The organism is Aestuariivirga sp. (assembly GCF_044239095.1).
Classification (GTDB): domain Bacteria; phylum Pseudomonadota; class Alphaproteobacteria; order Rhizobiales; family Aestuariivirgaceae; genus Aestuariivirga.
Genome location: NZ_JBIICB010000014.1, coordinates 13,152 through 30,597 on the forward strand (window position 1 = coordinate 13,152; position 17,446 = coordinate 30,597).

A 17,446-nucleotide genomic window follows, 5' to 3' on the forward strand; every position below is an offset into this window, starting at 1 on the left:
TGTCCTGCAGGCGGGCGGTCAGGCCCGCGTCATGGCAATGCCGAGTTTGCGGTAGTTCACGCGGTAGAATCCATCCGCACCCACCGATACAGCCTCCGGCATGACATTGAGCACATCCTGCGCCATGACGCCCTCGAACCTTTCCACGCCGTTGGTATAGCGGAACTGGAACAGGGGCAGCCCGTAAACCGTCGTGCCCACTTGCTCGATATCCGCCTTGAGGCGCACGTCGGATTCTCCGTCGCCGCCGTCATCCGCACAAATGGAAAGGCCTGAAGCCGCCACAGACTCCAAATTGAAATCGTTGCCGTCATCCGCACAAAGCGCAGCAGCGGACAGACTTGACTGTGCAAGCATTGATGGAGGCTGCCCGGGCTCGTCCGCGCAAATCGAAGCATCCTCGAGCCTCATCTGCAATTCGTCACTGGCGATGCTGAAGTCGCAACGGCTCGGTGCTCCACCGGCTTCCATCAGTTCAATGAGATTGGGCATATCAACCAAGCACGCAGAAACCGTCGTCATTGCTGCATCTCCTGCTCATATACGCTGCAGAAATCGTTATCACAAATGCCGAACTTTGCAAGGCGCTGCATGCATTGCTTTGGTAGCCTGTCAAATAGATGATCAAGCCATTGATCTTGCGCGAGTTCTTTTCGACCAGGTGATTCCACCTGGCCGGAAAGCGCGTTAGGAGCGCCGCTCCGGCCGCGGGCTGCCATATCCGAAACGAGCGGCAAACCTCGGCCAGCGCCGGTGCAGCCAGTTCCCGAATTTGACGGTCATCCGCCGCTGAAGCCGCCTGACCGGTGGAAAATCGATGGCAAGGATCGCAAGCCCCACCGGCACCATCCAGAAGCCGAGAACCGGCAAAAACCCCACCAATCCGCCCAAAACCATTGCGCCGCCCAGCAACACCCGCAGCAGGGGATGGTGCGGAACCCCGATCCGGTAACCCAGAATATTGATCCTCGGCATGTTCTCTCTGGTTGGCTGTCCGTGAGCCACACATATGGTGAAGGGATGCCATGCTTTCCATGCGCATCGATTATGAAGGGATTGCGGCGGAGTCTCAGAAAGTGCTTTTCCCCGCCGGAACGCTCTGGTATAGCCCCGGCCATTCCCCGATAGCTCAGTTGGTAGAGCATTCGACTGTTAATCGAATTGTCCCTGGTTCGAGTCCAGGTCGGGGAGCCAGCAGCCTCGTGGTAACTTAGCGGGATCTCACCAACCCTGAGAAGCCCGCAATGGCCAACAGGCTCAGCGCCCATCCCACCATTGCCTGAAAATAGAAATAGGCCATAGCGAAGGAGCCCCAGCGCTTGCCCGGGTCGGGCCTCCAATACTCTTTCTGGCCGATCTCCAGCACGGGAAACAGGGTGTCGAGGGAATACATCCAGGCGTTGAAGGCAGGGTAGCTGGACGCCTCGGGCTGGCTGAGGAAGCACTGGAGTTGCGACTGCCCTGCCCCCGCGCGCCCTGTTCAAGGCCGGACTGGACAATCCTGAAAGGCGAGTGATGGCCAAAACACGATGCTATTTTCCTGCCAACCATCCCGGAAGCCACAACGCCCCGCCGGCTTTCGAAAGGCACGCGGTGGAGAAGACGCATGCCCTCATGTTCTCACCCTTTCCTTCATTTGACGAACCCCGCCCCCTTGGGGCATGTCTAGCCCATGGACATCAAGCAAGACGTCATCGCCGCCATCGGCAACACGCCGCTGATCAGGCTTCGCAAGGCATCCGAGCTCACCGGTTGCACCATCCTGGGCAAGGCGGAGTTCATGAACCCCGGCCAGTCGGTAAAGGACCGGGCCGCCCTCTTCATTATCCGGAACGCAATGGCGCGGGGTGAACTGGCCCCCGGCGGCACGATCGTCGAGGGAACCGCCGGCAATACGGGGATTGGCCTCACGGTCGTGGCCAATGCGCTGGGCATCCGGACGGTGATCGTCATCCCGAACACCCAGAGCCAGGAGAAGAAGGACGCGCTCCGTCAGCTTGGCGCGGAGCTCGTCGAAGTTCCGGCCGTGCCCTACAAGAACCCCAACAACTATGTGAAATACTCAGGCCGCCTCGCCAAGGCGATGGGCGCCGTGTGGGCCAACCAGTTTGACAACGTGGCAAACCGCCAGGCCCATATCGAGACCACTGCTCCCGAGATCTGGAACCAGACGGACGGCAAGGTGGATGCCTTTGTCGCCGCTGTCGGTTCCGGCGGCACGCTGGCGGGCGTCTCCATGGGCCTGAAGGCCAGGAACAAGAACGTCAGGATCGCGCTGGCAGATCCGATGGGTGCGGCGCTTTACAATTATTTCAAGCACGGGGAGCTCAAGGCGGAAGGGTCTTCGATCACCGAGGGCATTGGACAGGGCCGGATCACGGCGAACCTCGAAGGCGCAATCGTGGACGACGCTTTCCAGATTCCCGATGCCGAGGCCATTCCCATCGCCTTCGACCTCCTGCAGCACGAGGGCCTCTGCATGGGCGGTTCGACGGGGGTGAATGTCGCGGGCGCCATGCACATGGCAAGGCAGCTCGGTCCGGGGCACACCATCGTGACCATCCTGTGCGACTACGGAACGCGCTATGCGTCCAAGCTCTTCAACCCAGCCTTCCTGCGTGAAAAGGGCCTCCCCGTTCCCCACTGGCTTGAAAAGGTGCCGCAGGTACCGGATGTGACAGAACAGGTCCAGGCATGAGGCTGCTGCCGTGAGCAACGAGATTGTGTCCACCGAATGGCTCGAATCCCATTTGGGCTCCCCTGACATCGCGATACTCGATGCCTCATGGCACCTGCCCACCGCCAAGCGTGACCCCAGGCAGGAGTTTCTGGCGGCCCACATTCCCGGCGCACAGATCTTCGACGTCGACGAACTGTCGGACACATCATCGCTGCTGCCCCACATGCTGCCGACACCAGAGAAATTCTCCTCGCGCATGCGCAAGCTCGGCGTGGGTGACGGCAAGCGCGTCATTGCCTATGACGCCGCGGGCCTGTTCTCCGCCGCGCGCTGCTGGTGGATGTTCAAGCATTTCGGCCATGATGACGTCGCCGTGCTCGACGGCGGGCTCCGGAAATGGCTCGCCGAAGGCCGCCCGATCGAGGACGGCCCCGCCCGAAAACCACAGGAACGCCATTTCACCGCCCGCACGCGCCCGTCCATGGTCCGTGACATGAAAGAGGTCGCTGCCGCGCTTGCTTCCGGCTCAGCACACGTCGCGGATGCCCGATCCGCAACCCGTTTCCGCGGCGAGGAAGCAGAGCCAAGGCCTGGCGTCCGCGTCGGCCACATGCCCGGTGCGCACAACGTCCACTATGCCAGCCTCCTCAACCCCGACGGAACATTGAAAACGCCAGAGGCCATCGCAGAGGTTTTCCGGTCGGCCGGCATCGACCTCGCGAAGCCGGTCATCACCTCCTGTGGTTCCGGCATCACCGCGGCAATCCTGACGCTGGGCCTGACCCTTGCCGGGGCAAAGGATCATGCGCTTTACGACGGTTCATGGACGGAGTGGGGCGGCAACCCGGATGCCGAAGTGGCAACCGGCCACTAGCGCGCGTTCCGACCAGGTGGAATCACCTGGTCGAAAAGAACTCGCGCAAGTTCAATGACTTGAGCATGATCTTATCGCAAAAGTGGTTTCCACTTTTGCGGATCATGCTCTAATGCCATTCCCGTCTTTCGCGAGGTGACCGAAAGGCGGAGAGAAACCTCTCCGCTCACCTTACGGGCGGCGCATAGAGCAGCCCGCCCGCGTTCCAGAGAGCGTTGATGCCGCGGCTGATCTGGAGCGGCGTCTGCTCACCCAGGTTCCGCTCGAAAATTTCGCCGTAATTTCCCGTGGCCTTGATGGCGCGCACCGCCCAGTCGGCGTCGAGCCCCAAGTCGGCGCCAAAACTGCCTTCCAGCCCCAGCAGGCGGCGGATGTCGGCGCGCTTGGAGTCTGCCTTGAACTGGTCGACGCTCGCCGCCGTCACGCCCATCTCCTCGGCGTTGATCAGCGCGAAAAGTGTCCAGCGCACGATGTTGAACCACCGCTCGTCACCCTGACGCACGACCGGGCCCAGCGGCTCCTTCGAGATCACGTCCTGCAGCACGATCGCGTCATCAGGATTGGCAAGCCTGAGGCGGACGGCATAGAGGACAGAAACGTCGGTGGTGAAGGTGTCGCACTTGCCTTCATCGAAGGCCTTGATGAGATCATCGAGCTTGTCGAACCGGATGGGCTGGAAGACCATCTCCTTCTCACGGAAGAAGTCCTCGACATTGAGCTCGTTTGTCGTGCCCGTCTGAAAGCAGATGGCAGCACCCGAGAGGTTGAGCGCCGAGGTTACGCCCAGGAGCTTCTTCACGATGAAGCCCTGACCGTCATGATAGGAGATGCCAGGAAACCGCAATGGCGACTTGGTCTCGCGTTCCATTGTCCATGTGGTGTTGCGCGACAGCACGTCGATTTGCCCCGCGGCAAGCGCATCGAAACGCTGCTGGGCATTCAACGGCACATAGGCGACCTTGCCCGGATCGCCCAGCACGGCGGCCGCAAGGGCACGGCAGAAGTCAACATCGAAGCCAGCCCATGCGCCATCTTCGCCCTTGGCCGCAAAGCCCTGAAGGTTCGGGTTGACGCCGCAGTTCAGTTGCCCGCGCGCCTTGATGTCGTCGAGGGTTGCCGCATGAAGGCTGGATGTCAGCCCGAGGAAGAGCGCTGCCGCCGCAAGAAGCCGTTTCATGATTCCTCCAACATAATCGTGAAGCTAGCCCGGCGCGGGACGGCCCACAAGCTCACTTCAGGATCTGGCTCAGGAACAGTTTCGTGCGCTCATTCTGCGGATTGGAAAAGAACGCGTCAGGCACATTCTCCTCCACGATCTGGCCCTGGTCCATGAAGATCACCCGGTTGGCCACCTGCTTGGCGAAGCCCATCTCATGGGTCACGACCAGCATGGTCATGCCCTCTTCCGCCAGGCTCACCATTGTGTCCAGAACTTCCTTCACCATCTCCGGATCGAGTGCCGAGGTCGGCTCATCGAACAGCATGATCTTTGGGTTCATGCAAAGTGCGCGTGCAATCGCCACGCGCTGCTGCTGCCCGCCGGAGAGCTGGCCTGGATACTTGAGCGCCTGCTCGGGGATCTTGACCCGCGTCAGGAATTTCATCGCGGTCTCCTCCGCCTCGCGCTTGGGCAAGTTCCTGACCCAGACCGGCGCGAGCGTGCAGTTCTCGAGAACCGTCAAATGCGGAAACAGGTTGAAATGCTGGAACACCATGCCGACATCGCGCCTGACCTCGTCGATGCGGCGGAGATCGGCCGTGAGTTCCGTGCCATCGACCACGATGCGGCCCTTCTGGTGTTCCTCAAGCCGGTTGATGCAGCGGATCAGCGTCGACTTGCCGGATCCTGACGGTCCGCAGATCACGATGCGCTCGCCTTTCCAGACATCAAGCTTGATGTCACGCAGGACATGGAAGTCGCCGAACCACTTGTTCAGACCAGCGATCTCAATGACAGGCGTCAGATCCAAGGTCTATCTCCTCATGCTGGCATTGAGCCTCTGCTCGGTGAACATCGCATAGCGCGACATGCCGAAGCAGAACACCCAGTAGACGACAGCGGCAATGAAATAGCCGGTGTTCGCCGTCTGTGGCGAAGCCCACTTGGCGTCCTGCGTGCCCGCGGTAATGATCCCGAGGAAATCATAAAGGCCGATGATCATCACGAGCGTCGTATCCTTGAACAGGCCGATGAAGTTCCCGACGATGTTCGGAATCGATACTTTGAGCGCCTGCGGCAATACGATCTTGCGCATGACCTGCCAGTAGGACAGGCCAAGCGCCATGGCGCCCTCGTACTGGCCCTTGCCGATGGCCTGCAGTCCGCCCCTCACCACTTCCGCCATATAGGCGGCGGAGAATAGCGAAATGCCGATGAGGGCTCGCAGCAGCTTGTCGAAGCTCATGCCGTCGGGCAGGAACAAGGGCAGCATCACGCTCGACATGAAGAGCACGGTGATGAGCGGCACTCCCCGCCAGACCTCGATGAAGATCACCGACAGCAGCCGGACAACAGGCATGCTTGAGCGGCGCCCCAGCGCCAGCAGGATGCCGAGCGGCAGCGAGGCTGCGATTCCGGTGACGGAGACCACCAGCGTGACGAGAAGGCCGCCCCAACTCGACGTCTCGACCGGCACCAGGCCGAAGTCGATGTCGAGGAGAAGGAGAACGAGAAGTGCGGTCGCCGCCGTGGCAACCCAGACACCGAGCAGCCCGAGCGCCCGCCCTCCGCCGCTTTTGAGAAGGCACCAGACGGAAAACGCTGCCGCGACCGCGATGGCGGACGATACGGCATAGGGCGTAAGCCAGTGGCCACTGACATAATCCCTCAATCCCAGAAGCCTCCGGACCAGGTGGCCGAGCGGATCAAAGCCAATGAGCCCAATAGCGGAGGCCAGCAGCGAAACGAGACCGTTCAGGGCCGCCAATCCTTCCGCAACAAGCCAGAGGAGCGCGGGTGCAAGACCGGCAAGCGCAAGGACAGCGCCCGCCCGGTTGCTCTTCATGCCATTCTCGAGGCCAAGCGAGGCGACCGGCAGCAGCACGCTGCCGAGAAGCGTGAGCAGCACAACCACCGCATAGCCAGCTGGGCCTACGTCGAAGTTGCCGCCGGAGAGCAGGATGAGCGCCACCACCGGGAATGCGACGGCAAGGAACAACGCATTCCACTGCTTGCCCGGCGCGGAGGGGATCAGCATCGGCACGATGCCGGCAACACCGATCAGGAACACCAGCGCGGGCCGCCATCTCTCGTCGATCGGATAGAACCCGAACAGCCATTGCGGAAACTTGGCCCACACGAAAGGCCAGCATGCGCCCGCACCGTCTACCGCGCAGGCCTCACGATCCTGACCGGTCCACACGGCGCGGATCAGCGCCCAATCGATGATCGACCAGGCAACCAAGGCCATGAAGAGCCCGAAGGTGATGGTAAGCAGCGTATTGCCGGGGCTCGCAAACAGGTTCTGCCGCAGCCAGCCGACGGGCCCCACTGTTCCGGGCGGCGGCGGAAGGATCGGGGCCTCCTCGCGGCGCACATAGGCTGAGCTCGCGCGTGCCTCCATCGCACTATCTCTCCACCAGCCGGACGCGCCGGTTGAACCAGTTCATGAAGGCCGACGTCATGAGGCTGAGGGTCAGATAGACCGTCATCCACACGAGCACGATCTCGACGGCCTGGCCCGTCTGGTTCAGGGTCGTGCCACCCATGGCAACGAGATCGGGATAGCCAATCGCAACGGCGAGCGATGAGTTCTTCGTAAGGTTCAGATACTGACTGGTGAGCGGCGGAATGATCACGCGCAGCGCCTGCGGCAGGATGACAAGCCGCATGATAGGCCCTGGTGCTAAGCCCAGTGCATGAGCGGCTTCGCTCTGCCCGCGCGGAATGGCCTGGATTCCGGCGCGCACCGCCTCCGCGATGAAGGCGGCGGTATAGACCGACAGCGCCAGCAGCAATGCCATGAACTCAGGAACCAGCGTCGCACCGCCGCGGAAGCTGAAGGAGCCCATCACCGGGTAATCGAAGGTCACGGGCCAGCCAGCGATCGCGAAGAACAGGACAGGCAGCGCGATGACGAGCGCAAGGGCTACAAGCCCAGACGCAAAGCGCTCTCCCGTCTCCGCCTGACGCTTCCTCGCCCATCGATGGATGATCAGGGAACCAGCGGCCGCCAGTCCCAGGCCAAGCAGCGCCATCCACGCCCCCGGCCCGAAGATCGGCATGGGCAGCGTCAGCCCCTTGTTCGAAAGAGCGCCGATATCCCAAATCCTGATCGCGTTCCGTGCATCCGGCAATGGCTTCAGCACCAGCGCGTACCAGATGAAAAGCTGCAGCAGCAGCGGCGTGTTCCGCAGGAATTCGACAAAGATCGACGCCGCGCGTGCCGCCAGCCAGTTGCGCGACAACCGCATCACGCCAACGGCAAAGCCAAGAACGGTCGCCAGAACAATGCCCATGGCGGAGACGAGCAGCGTGTTGAGAAACCCTACCAGCAGGGCACGCCCGTAATTCGACTCGCTCGAATAGGCGATCAGCGAAAAGACGACGTCGAAGCCGGAATTCCGCGTGAGGAAGTCCCAACCCGACGCGATATTGCGGTTTGCGAGGTTGCGTGCCGTGTTCACGGCGAGGTCGTAAACCAGGACGCCGGCGACAAGCACCAGAACTGCCTGGAAGAACAGGGCCCGCCAGCGCGGATCGTTCCAGGCTGATACGCCTTGCCGCCCGTCGTCCTGCGAGTATTTCATGACGGGATATTCACTGACAGTGAGCCCGGCCTCATGAGGCCGGGCTCCTGGTCATGACTGCCGCTCAGCGGATCGGCGGCGCGTACTGCAGTCCGCCGTCCTTCCACAGCGCATTCTTGCCACGCGCGATCTTCAACGGCGTGTTCAAACCAACGTTGCGTTCGAAGATCTCGCCATAGTTGCCGGTGGCCTTGATGATGTTCACCGCCCAGGCCTCTTCAAGCCCGATGCCGGTACCAAAGCCCGCGGCGGAACCATCAGCGTTCTCGACACCCAGAAGACGCTGCACTTCGGGGTTCTTGGATGCCTTCATCTCTTCGATGTTCTGCGACGTGATCCCAAGCTCTTCCGCATTGACGAGCGCGAAATAGGTCCATTTCACCACGTTGAACCAGGCATCGTCACCCTGGCGCACCACCGGTCCCAACGGCTCCTTGGAGATGATCTCCGGCAGCACGACGTTCTCCTCGGGCTTCGCCAGCTTCAGGCGCACCGAGTAGAGACCAGACTGGTCGGTTGTATAGACATCGCAGCGGCCATCCTGGTAAGCGGCCAGCGCCTCTTCGTTCTTCTCGAAGGCGACGAGCTTGTATTCCATGTTGTTGGACTTGAAGTAGTCGGCAAGGTTCAACTCCGTAGTCGTTCCGGTCTGGGTGCAGACCGTTGCGCCCGCAAGCTGCGCGGCCGACTTCACCTCGGGAAACTTCGTGGAGTTGATGAGGAAGCCCTGGCCATCATAATACATCGTGCCGGCAAATTTCAGGCCGAGCGAGGTATCGCGGCTCATCGTCCAGGTGGTGTTCCGCGACAGGATATCGATCTCGCCGGACTGCAGCGCCGTGAAGCGCTCCTTGGCGGAGAGCGGCGTGAACTTCACCTTCTGCGGATCACCGAGAACGGCTGCTGCCACGGCCCGGCAGAAATCCACGTCCATGCCGGTCCAGTTGTTCTGCTCGTCCGGATTGGAAAAGCCGGGCAGACCCTGGCTCACGCCGCACTGGAGAAAGCCCTTCTGACGCACGTCGTCCAGCGTGCCTGCCTGCGCAGCACCCGCGGCGGCAACGCTCAAGGCGGCGCCGATGAAGAGGGAAGTCACCTTGTTCATCATTGAGTTCCTCAACCAGAAATTGATTTTGCAGCAACCGCACTACTGACCGTCAGATAATGCCTCCCCGTCAGGGCGGCCGTTTCCCAAGGGTCACACATGTGAACAATAACAATCGGAGAACTGTGACAAGGTCAAGGAGAAAGCAGCCGCCGTACCGCTGTTGCCAATTCGCCTGCCGTTGCAAAGGATTGGGCGGGCGGTTTGACCGGCCGCTCGACCATGATGACCGGTATGCCAAGCTCCCGCGCCGCAATCAGTTTTGCTTCCGTCGCACGGCCACCGGCATTCTTCGTGACGAGCCAGGTGATGGCATGATCCGTCATCAGCAGCCGTTCATACGCAACGGTGAACGGCGGACGATCCAGCAGCAGCGTCCAGCGCGGCGGAAAGGTGATTTCCGGCGGCTCGATCATGCGCGCCAGGCCAGATACGTCTTCCCGCGAAAGAAAGGGCTGGATCTCGTTGCGTCCGATGGTGATGAAGGCACGTGCGCGCTCCGGCAGAAGCGCGGCGGCCTGCGCCACAGATGCCGCGGGCAACCAGCGGTCGTCCACGGTGGCCAGCCAAGGCGCGCGTTCCAGCCGCAGGAGGGGCAGCCCCGCCTCACGGCATGCGGCATCGGCATTTGCGGACATGCGGACAGCGAATGGATGCGTCGCATCCGCCACCACAGCCACGCTTTCACGCCGCAGATAGGCGTGCAGCCCTTCGGCTCCCCCGAAACCGCCGCGCCGCACCTCTCCCGCCGGCAGTTCCGGGTTCTGCGTCACGCCCGCCAGCGAGGTGATGACGGAGTGACCACTTGCCACCAGCATGTCCGCAAGCTCACGGGCATCGCGCGTGCCCCCGAGAATGAGAATGCGATCAGGCGGCATGGGCGACGAGCTCACCCCGGCGCGAGACGATGATGACGTCTGCAACAACGGGCGCATCCCTCAGCACGGAGCGCACGGTCAGGAGTGCTGCTTCGGCAACCCGGTGGGCAAGGCCCGCTGCCTCCGCCATCTCCAGCACCTCCAGCGCCGTATTGGCCGCCAGCACCCTCTCACGGGGCAGCTCGGGCGCCAGTGCCGCCAGGAAATCGAATTCCACCTGAGAGCGGCCCGAATGGAGGTCCAGCGCACCCTGGGCAAGCTTGGTGATCTTGCCAAAGCCGCCGCCGATCGTCACCCGGGCAACCGGGTGGGAACGCAGATATTTCAGCAGCCCGCCGGCGAAGTCTCCCATGTCGAGCATGGCCTCGAGCGGCAGGCCATAATGCGCCCTGACCGCGTCTTCCGATGTCGAACCCGTGCAGCCGGCCACGTGCCTGAGGCCCATGGCCCGGGCGACGTCGATCCCACGGTGGATGGACGCGATCCATGCCGCACAGGAAAACGGATTGACGATCCCTGTCGTGCCGAGGATCGAAAGCCCGCCGATGATGCCAAGGCGCGGGTTCCAGGTCTTTGCCGCCAGTGCTTCCCCATCCGGTATGGAGATTTCGATCTCCGCGGCGCTCCCGCCCAGCTCTGCGATTACCCGGGCCATCATGTCGCGCGGCACCGGATTGATGGCGGGTTCACCCGGCGGGATTGGCAGTCCGCCCCGCGTGACAATGCCGACGCCGGGTCCGGCCCGGAAGCGGATGCCCTCGCCGCCTGGGCGCACGGTTGCCACCACCATGCAGCCATGCGTCACGTCCGGGTCGTCGCCGGCATCCTTGATGATTCCGGCGCGCGCCCAGCCATCACCCCGCTCCTCCAGCGCCAGCGGAAACGACGGCGTTTCGCCCTTTGGCAGGGTGATCGTCACGGGATCGGGGAATTCCCCCGTCCGCAATGCCGCAAAAGCCGCCTTCACTGCCGCCGTTGCGCATGCGCCCGTGGTCCAGCCGCGCCTTAATTCGCCTTCGGGCTTCTCACTTCGCATGGGCCCACTGTATAAGGCGGCCATGGGACTTGGACCAACGAAAAGGATCGGCGACTGGGTGAGCTCTCCCGAGCAACACACCGGATTCGCAAGGCTCGACGCCGAAACCTTCCCGGCCTTCGAGCCCGGCTGGGTCTGGCTCGTCGGCGCTGGACCGGGGGCGCCAGGCCTGATGTCGCTTCTCTGCTACCATGCCCTCCAGACCTGTGACGTCGTCGTCTACGATGCGCTGGTCAACCCTGACATCCTGCGCTGGGTCAAGGTCGGCGCAGAGCTTGAGTATGCCGGAAAGCGCGGTGGCAAGCCCTCTCCCACCCAGAAGGACATTACGCTCCGCCTGATCGACCTCGCGCGGGCCGGAAAGCGCGTGCTGCGCCTCAAGGGCGGCGATCCGTTCATGTTCGGCCGCGGCGGCGAGGAGTGCCAGAACCTCGGCGCCGCCGGCATCCCCTTCCGCATCGTGCCCGGCATCACGGCGGGGATCGGCGGCCTCGCCTATGCAGGCATGCCCGCGACCCATCGCGACACCAACCACTCCGTCATCTTCCTGACCGGCCACGACGCGACCGGCAACATGCCGGCCAATGTCAACTGGCAGGCCGTTGCACTGGCCTCTCCCGTGATCGTAATGTACATGTCGATCAAGCATTTGGGCGAGATCGCTCAGGCTTTAATGGAAGGCGGGCGCACAGGCGACGATCCGGTGACCATCGTGTCCAACGCCTCCATGCCGCACCAGGAGGTCGCCGCGACGACCCTTGCAGGGGCCGGCGCCTATGTGATGGCCAACGAGCCTCCGACCCCCGCCATCGTCGTCGTCGGCCGTGCCTCTGACTGGCGCAGCCTGCTCGACTGGTACAAGGGCCCGCTCCGGGAGAACCCGGTTGGCTAAGGCCATCGTGGTGGCGGCCCCCGCCTCGGGTAGTGGCAAGACACTGATCACGATGGGCCTGCTGCGGGCCTTCCGCAATCGCGGCGTCCGCACGGCTGCTGCCAAGGCCGGCCCCGACTATATCGACCCCCGCTTTCACGAGGCCGCCACGGGGCGTTCCTGCTACAATCTCGATCCCTGGGCGATGAGCCACGGCCTTATCGGCAGCCTCGCCGCCGACCTCGCGGCGGGTTCGGACCTCGTCATCATCGAAGGCGTGATGGGCCTGTTCGATGGACCGCGGGGTGCCAAAGGCTCCACCGCCGACCTGGCGCAAGCGCTTGGCCTGCCGGTGATCCTCACCGTGGACTGCCGCCAGCAGGCCCAGTCCGCCGCAGCACTCGTTCATGGATTTGCAAGCTTCCGCAAGGACTTGAACCTCCTGGGCGTGATCCTCAACCGGGTCGCCAGCGCGCGCCATGAGGCGCTGCTGAGGGAGGCGATCACCTTGCCGGTTCTCGCGGCACTGCCGAACGACAGCGCCCTTGCCTGGCCCTCCCGCCACCTCGGCCTCGTTCAGGCGCAGGAGAATCCGGAACTCGAGGCGTTCATCGCGGGGGCCGCGGCACGGGTCAGCGAGCAGGGATTGCTCGACCGCGTGATGGACCTCGCCGCACCCCTTGCCGCCCCGCCGGGATGCGCCGCCCTGCCGCCCCCCGGACAACACATCGCTGTGGCGCGGGACGATGCCTTTTCCTTCGCCTACCCGCACCTGCTGGACGGCTGGCGCAGCCAGGGAGCAAGCCTTTCGTTCTTTTCGCCCCTTGGCGACGAAGCGCCTGATCCCAAAGCAGATTTCGTCTTCCTGCCCGGTGGCTACCCCGAACTCCATGCCGGGAGGCTGGCGGCCAATGCCGAATTTCGCGCAGGCCTTCGCGCCCACCCCGGTCTCGTCTATGGCGAGTGCGGCGGCTTCATGGTGCTGGGCGATAGCCTGACGGATGCGGCAGGAACCACGCACCCCATGGCGGGACTGCTTCCGCTGGCAACCAGTTTCGCTGCCCGCAAGTTGCATCTGGGCTACCGGCGCCTGACGCCGCTTGCCGGTGCACCATGGGCCAAGCCATTGACCGCACACGAGTTTCACTATTCGACCCTGGTCACCGAGGGTGATGCCGAGCGATTGTTCGCAGCTGTTGACGCAACCGGTGAACCGCTTCCTGCCATGGGGCTGCGGCGCGGCCTGGTGATGGGGTCCTACGCCCATGTCATCGCGGAGGCGGCATGACCCGCGCGATCATGTTCATGGGCACCGGCTCGGATGTCGGTAAGTCATTGATCGTGGCCGGACTTTGCCGGGCCTATGCCAACCGCGGACTGAGCGTGATGCCCTTCAAGCCGCAGAACATGTCGAACAATGCGGCAGTGACGGCAGATGGCGGGGAAATAGGCAGGGCGCAGGCACTCCAGGCCCGCGCGGCCCGGGTGCCGAGTTCGGTGCACATGAACCCCATCCTTCTGAAGCCGGAAACGACGACGGGCGCCCAGATCATCGTGCAGGGCAAGCGCCAGGCCTCGATGACGGCGCGGGAGTATTTTCGCAACAGAAGCAAATACTTGAACGACTGCCTCGACAGCTTCCGGCGGGTCTCGCAAGGCGCGGACGCGGTGCTGGTGGAGGGCGCGGGAAGCCCCGGCGAGATCAACCTCCGGAACGGCGACCTCGCCAATATGGGCTTCGCCGAGGCCGCAGACATTCCGGCCGTGCTGATCGGCGACATCCACCGTGGCGGGGTGATCGCCTCGATTGCGGGGACCTTTGATATTCTGCCCCCGGCCGACCGGGCACGGCTGAAAGCCTTTCTGATCAACAAGTTCCATGGTGATCCTGAACTGTTCTCGGAAGGACGTAGCTTCCTCGAGACCCGCACGCTGACCCCCTGCCTTGGCGTGATCCCCCACTTCTCAGGGGCGCGGCGGCTTCCGGCGGAGGATGCAGTGGCACTTGAGGAAGATCTGCAAACCCATTCTTCTGGAACAAAAATTTCCGTTCTGCGGCTGCCGAGGATCGCCAATTTCGACGACCTTGACCCATTGCGGCAGGAACCGGGCGTGGCCTTGTCCTTCGTCCAACCGGGTGACGCCATTCCGGGAGATGCCCGCCTGGTCATCATCCCGGGCTCCAAGTCGACCGTCGCGGACCTTGCGGCGCTGCGGCGGGAGGGCTGGGACATCGACCTTCTGGCGCATGTCCGGCGCGGCGGCCTGGTGCTGGGCCTGTGCGGCGGATACCAGATGCTGGGGAGAACGATCAGCGACCCGCAAGGGCTGGAGGGTTCCGCTGGCGACGTGGCCGGACTGGGCCTGCTGGACGTTGAAACCACCCTGCTGGCGGACAAGACGCTGACCCGCATTACCGGCACCCATGTCCCCACCGGGGCGGCACTTGCGGGGTATGAAATCCACCTCGGCCAGACGGGTGGGGCGGACTGCTCCCGGCCCTTCGCCCTGCTGGAGGGCCGCCCGGACGGGGCGATCAGCGCCTCGGGGCAGGTCATGGGAAGCTATCTGCACGGTTGCTTTTCCAGCGACGAATTCCGCGCCAAGTTCTTGACTTCGCTTGGGATTCAATCCAGCACTCTACGCTTCGAGGACACCATCGAGACAACCCTCGACGCGCTGGCGCAGCACCTCGAGAACCATCTCGACCTTGACCGCCTCCTGTCACTCGCGGGAGAGGTGTGATGGACTGGCCCATGATGGTCTTCGGCCGCGCAGCAGTGGCGCTGCTGATCGAGAAATTCACCGGCTATCCACAGGCCATCCACAGCCGTATCAGCCACCCGGTCGTTTGGGCAGGAAGGCTGATTACCTATCTGGATCAAAAGCTTAACAAGCCGAATGTGAGCCCTGCGGAAGGCCGTGCACGGGGTGTGGCAGCACTGGCCATCCTGATCAGTGCGGCGTTCTTTCCGGCCTGGATGATTGCCGACGTCCTGTCCCACTGGCGGCTCGGTTGGGTGGTGGAGGTGTTGCTGGCGACCACGCTCATCGCCCAAAGATCCCTGAAAGATCATGTACTTGACGTTCACCAGGCGCTGGGGCGTTCGCTGCCGGAGGCGCGCCGGTCGGTGAGCATGATCGTGGGGCGCGATACCACGAGCCTCGACGAGTCCGGCATTTCCCGCGCGGCACTGGAGAGCCTGGCCGAGAACAGTTCCGACGGCATCGTCGCCCCTGTGCTGTGGTATGCCCTGCTCGGCCTGCCCGGCATCGCCATCTACAAGGCGATCAACACGGCGGATTCTATGATCGGCCACAAAAATGCGCGATATCAATGGTTTGGGTGGGCGTCCGCAAGGCTGGACGACGTCGTGAACCTGCCTGCCTCACGGCTGACGGGCTTGCTCTTCGCGGCCTGCACCCCCTCACGCTTCAGGGAGATCGTGGCCATCATGCGCCGCGATGCGCCCAAGCACCAATCCCCCAATGCCGGCTGGCCCGAAGCCGCGATGGCAACCGCCCTCGGCCTGCGCCTGGGCGGCCCGCGCAGCTACCAGGGCGACATGCTGGAGCTGCCGTGGATGGGCGAGGGGCGCACCACCCTCACCCGCGGCGACATCCTCAGTGGTGTGAAATTGATGACGCGGGCGATGCTTTTGTTGAGTTTTGCGTTGCTGTTCGTTGCTATTGTGTAGACATGCGGTTGCCGCTCAACCCTTGAGGCGCAGCGGCAGTCCAGCCGCCACGAAATAGACCTCGTCAACTGCGGCTGACAGTTTCTGGTTGGCGATCCCCTGCTCGTCCCGGAAGCGGCGGGCCATGGCATTTTCCGGCACGATGGAGAGGCCGACCTCATTCGAGACCAGAACAACCCTTGATTGTGTCTCTTGAAGGGCCTCTCGCAAGCCATCGACCGCCCCGCCGATGTCGCGGCCATGGTGCATGAGGTTGCCGAGCCAGACGGTGACGCAGTCGAGGAGGATGAAGCCCTGGGCCTGGCGGAGGGCGGCGGCGGGATCGAGCGGGGCTTCGAGCGTCGTCCAGCCATGGGCGGCGCGCTCTTCCCGGTGGCGGGCGATGCGCTGGCGCATCTCCTCGTCGAAGGGTTCGGCGGTGGCGATGTAGGTCCGGGGCCCTTCAGAGGCGCGGGCCAGCCCCTCCGCGAAGCGGCTCTTGCCGGAGCGGGCGCCGCCGAGGACGAGGGTCTTCACGTGGGCGCCCGGGGAATGCGTGCGATGAAGTGGCCGCGCATGCGGTCCGGCCACTGGCGGAAGGGCACTTCGCCCGTCTCGCTTTCACCGTGGAGGGCGAACCAGTCGAGGATGGCCTCGGCCTGCTCCCGCGTCGGCTCATGGCCACCGGTGACATAGGTGAAGCGGCCGCCGTCACGCAGGATGACGCTGCAGTGGCGGCTGCAATTCCACAGGCAGGCCTGGGTGCTGACGCCAAGCGCAAGGCCACGCTCCGCGATGGCGTCTGCCATGTGGGCGATCAGCGTCTCGCCCCCCGTGCGGCCGTCGGGGCCGGTCTTCTCACTGGGAGAAAACTTGCAGGTCGTGCACATCACGATGTCGCGCATGGGGCTCCGGTGCCGGGGGCAGTTGCCAAGGGGTGGCCTTCAATGTAGGCAATCGGCAGGCCTGTCAACGCGATGAACATTGGGCGATGAAACCGGCATGAATTTCAGATCAATCGCCTTCCTCGCGTCGGATTCGCCCGAGGCCCGCGAGGCCCAGCGGCGGCTTGCCGCCATCCACGGCAATGCCGATCCCGACCGCGCCGACTGCGTGGTGGCACTGGGCGGCGACGGCCACATGCTGCAGACGCTGCACCGCTTCCTCTCCACCGGCACGCCCATCTACGGCATGAACCGCGGCACGGTGGGCTTCCTGATGAATGATTATGCCGAAGAGGGCCTGAAGGAACGGCTGGCCGCGGCGGAACTCACCGTCATCCACCCGTTGAGCATGGTGGCGGTGGACGAGACGGGCAAGGTGCACCGGGCCATCGCCTTCAACGAAGTCTCGCTGCTGCGCCAGCGCCACCAGGCGGCGAAGCTGATGATCGCCATCGACGACAAGCCCCGCCTTGAGGAGCTGACCTGCGACGGCGTGCTGGTGGCCACACCGGCGGGCAGCACGGCGTATAATCTCTCCGCCCACGGACCAATTTTGCCGATCAATTCGGAGCTGCTGGCGCTCACCCCGATCAGCGCCTTCCGCCCGCGCGGCTGGCGCGGCGCCATCCTGC

Annotated in this window: 19 protein-coding genes and 1 tRNA gene; 8 read left to right on the top strand and 12 right to left on the bottom strand. The window is 63.6% G+C overall.

The annotated features are described in order from the left end of the window. Window positions 1–18: 18 nt before the first annotated feature. Both ACILRA_RS02545 and ACILRA_RS02550 read right to left on the bottom strand, forming a co-directional pair. Window positions 19–522: a tail fiber domain-containing protein gene (locus tag ACILRA_RS02545; protein WP_395660520.1), complete on the bottom strand. Its 504-nt coding sequence runs from the start codon at window positions 520–522 to the stop codon at window positions 19–21. A gap of 165 nt (window positions 523–687) precedes the next feature. Beyond that, complete coding sequence (locus ACILRA_RS02550; RefSeq protein ID WP_395660521.1) at window positions 688–975, bottom strand: hypothetical protein; 288 nt, start codon at window positions 973–975, stop codon at window positions 688–690. Between the two features lie 143 nt (window positions 976–1,118). On the opposite strand from ACILRA_RS02550, the gene ACILRA_RS02555 reads away from it, so the two are divergent. Then, window positions 1,119–1,194 (top strand) — tRNA-Asn (locus ACILRA_RS02555). A 16-nt stretch (window positions 1,195–1,210) separates the two neighbouring features. On the opposite strand, the gene ACILRA_RS02560 is transcribed toward ACILRA_RS02555, so the two are convergent. Then, window positions 1,211–1,393, bottom strand: a complete 183-nt coding sequence (locus tag ACILRA_RS02560; RefSeq protein WP_395660522.1) for a hypothetical protein — start codon at window positions 1,391–1,393, stop codon at window positions 1,211–1,213. Window positions 1,394–1,672: 279 nt separating this feature from the next. On the opposite strand from ACILRA_RS02560, the gene ACILRA_RS02565 reads away from it, so the two are divergent. Together ACILRA_RS02565 and sseA are read left to right on the top strand one after the other, a co-directional pair. Then, entirely contained in the window at window positions 1,673–2,698 is a 1,026-nt protein-coding gene (locus ACILRA_RS02565) for a cysteine synthase A (RefSeq protein ID WP_395660523.1), read from the top strand. A gap of 10 nt (window positions 2,699–2,708) precedes the next feature. Next, a complete protein-coding gene (gene sseA / locus ACILRA_RS02570; RefSeq protein ID WP_395660524.1) occupies window positions 2,709–3,554 on the top strand; it encodes a 3-mercaptopyruvate sulfurtransferase in 846 nt (281 codons plus the stop codon). 166 nt (window positions 3,555–3,720) lie between these two features. Here the strand turns inward: sseA and ACILRA_RS02575 are convergent, their stop codons facing one another. From ACILRA_RS02575 to ACILRA_RS02605, 7 genes are all read right to left on the bottom strand, one after another. Then, window positions 3,721–4,731 (bottom strand): amino acid ABC transporter substrate-binding protein, encoded by a 1,011-nt coding sequence (locus tag ACILRA_RS02575; RefSeq protein ID WP_395660525.1) that lies wholly within the window; start codon window positions 4,729–4,731, stop codon window positions 3,721–3,723. Window positions 4,732–4,783: 52 nt separating this feature from the next. After that, the gene (locus tag ACILRA_RS02580; RefSeq protein WP_395660526.1) at window positions 4,784–5,524 is read right to left on the bottom strand and encodes an amino acid ABC transporter ATP-binding protein; all 741 of its coding nucleotides are present in this window, start codon (window positions 5,522–5,524) and stop codon (window positions 4,784–4,786) included. Window positions 5,525–5,527: 3 nt separating this feature from the next. After that, window positions 5,528–7,117, bottom strand: coding sequence for an amino acid ABC transporter permease (locus ACILRA_RS02585; protein ID WP_395660527.1), 1,590 nt, complete (start codon window positions 7,115–7,117; stop codon window positions 5,528–5,530). 4 nt (window positions 7,118–7,121) lie between these two features. Beyond that, complete coding sequence (locus ACILRA_RS02590; protein ID WP_395660528.1) at window positions 7,122–8,303, bottom strand: amino acid ABC transporter permease; 1,182 nt, start codon at window positions 8,301–8,303, stop codon at window positions 7,122–7,124. 64 nt (window positions 8,304–8,367) lie between these two features. Continuing rightward, a complete protein-coding gene (locus ACILRA_RS02595) occupies window positions 8,368–9,408 on the bottom strand; it encodes an amino acid ABC transporter substrate-binding protein (protein WP_395660529.1) in 1,041 nt (346 codons plus the stop codon). Window positions 9,409–9,542: 134 nt separating this feature from the next. Next, complete coding sequence (locus tag ACILRA_RS02600) at window positions 9,543–10,286, bottom strand: cobalt-precorrin-6A reductase (protein WP_395660530.1); 744 nt, start codon at window positions 10,284–10,286, stop codon at window positions 9,543–9,545. Then, entirely contained in the window at window positions 10,276–11,346 is a 1,071-nt protein-coding gene (locus tag ACILRA_RS02605; RefSeq protein ID WP_395660531.1) for a cobalt-precorrin-5B (C(1))-methyltransferase, read from the bottom strand. Before ACILRA_RS02605 ends, ACILRA_RS02600 begins: the two co-directional genes overlap by 11 nt. Before the next feature lie 34 nt (window positions 11,347–11,380). On the opposite strand from ACILRA_RS02605, the gene cobA reads away from it, so the two are divergent. The 4 genes from cobA to cbiB are packed head-to-tail and all read left to right on the top strand — an operon-like array spanning window position 11,381 to window position 15,891. Beyond that, window positions 11,381–12,214: a uroporphyrinogen-III C-methyltransferase gene (cobA, locus tag ACILRA_RS02610; RefSeq protein WP_395660532.1), complete on the top strand. Its 834-nt coding sequence runs from the start codon at window positions 11,381–11,383 to the stop codon at window positions 12,212–12,214. Then, window positions 12,207–13,481, top strand: a complete 1,275-nt coding sequence (locus tag ACILRA_RS02615) for a cobyrinate a,c-diamide synthase (RefSeq protein WP_395660533.1) — start codon at window positions 12,207–12,209, stop codon at window positions 13,479–13,481. Before cobA ends, ACILRA_RS02615 begins: the two co-directional genes overlap by 8 nt. After that, complete coding sequence (locus ACILRA_RS02620; RefSeq protein WP_395660534.1) at window positions 13,478–14,938, top strand: cobyric acid synthase; 1,461 nt, start codon at window positions 13,478–13,480, stop codon at window positions 14,936–14,938. The genes ACILRA_RS02615 and ACILRA_RS02620 overlap by 4 nt, the downstream gene beginning before the upstream one ends. Before the next feature lie 14 nt (window positions 14,939–14,952). Next, window positions 14,953–15,891: an adenosylcobinamide-phosphate synthase CbiB gene (gene cbiB / locus ACILRA_RS02625; protein WP_395660538.1), complete on the top strand. Its 939-nt coding sequence runs from the start codon at window positions 14,953–14,955 to the stop codon at window positions 15,889–15,891. Window positions 15,892–15,906: 15 nt separating this feature from the next. Here cbiB and cobU read toward each other — a convergent pair whose 3' ends face one another. Continuing rightward, window positions 15,907–16,407 carry a bifunctional adenosylcobinamide kinase/adenosylcobinamide-phosphate guanylyltransferase gene (gene cobU, locus ACILRA_RS02630; RefSeq protein WP_395660535.1) on the bottom strand — a complete coding sequence of 167 codons (501 nt, stop codon included), beginning with the start codon at window positions 16,405–16,407 and terminating at the stop codon, window positions 15,907–15,909. Beyond that, window positions 16,404–16,775 (bottom strand): DUF1636 family protein, encoded by a 372-nt coding sequence (locus ACILRA_RS02635; RefSeq protein WP_395660536.1) that lies wholly within the window; start codon window positions 16,773–16,775, stop codon window positions 16,404–16,406. The genes cobU and ACILRA_RS02635 overlap by 4 nt, the downstream gene beginning before the upstream one ends. 97 nt (window positions 16,776–16,872) lie before the next feature. On the opposite strand from ACILRA_RS02635, the gene ACILRA_RS02640 reads away from it, so the two are divergent. Beyond that, window positions 16,873–17,446 (top strand): NAD kinase (locus ACILRA_RS02640; protein WP_395660537.1); only part of this gene is annotated, 574 nt, incomplete at its 3' end.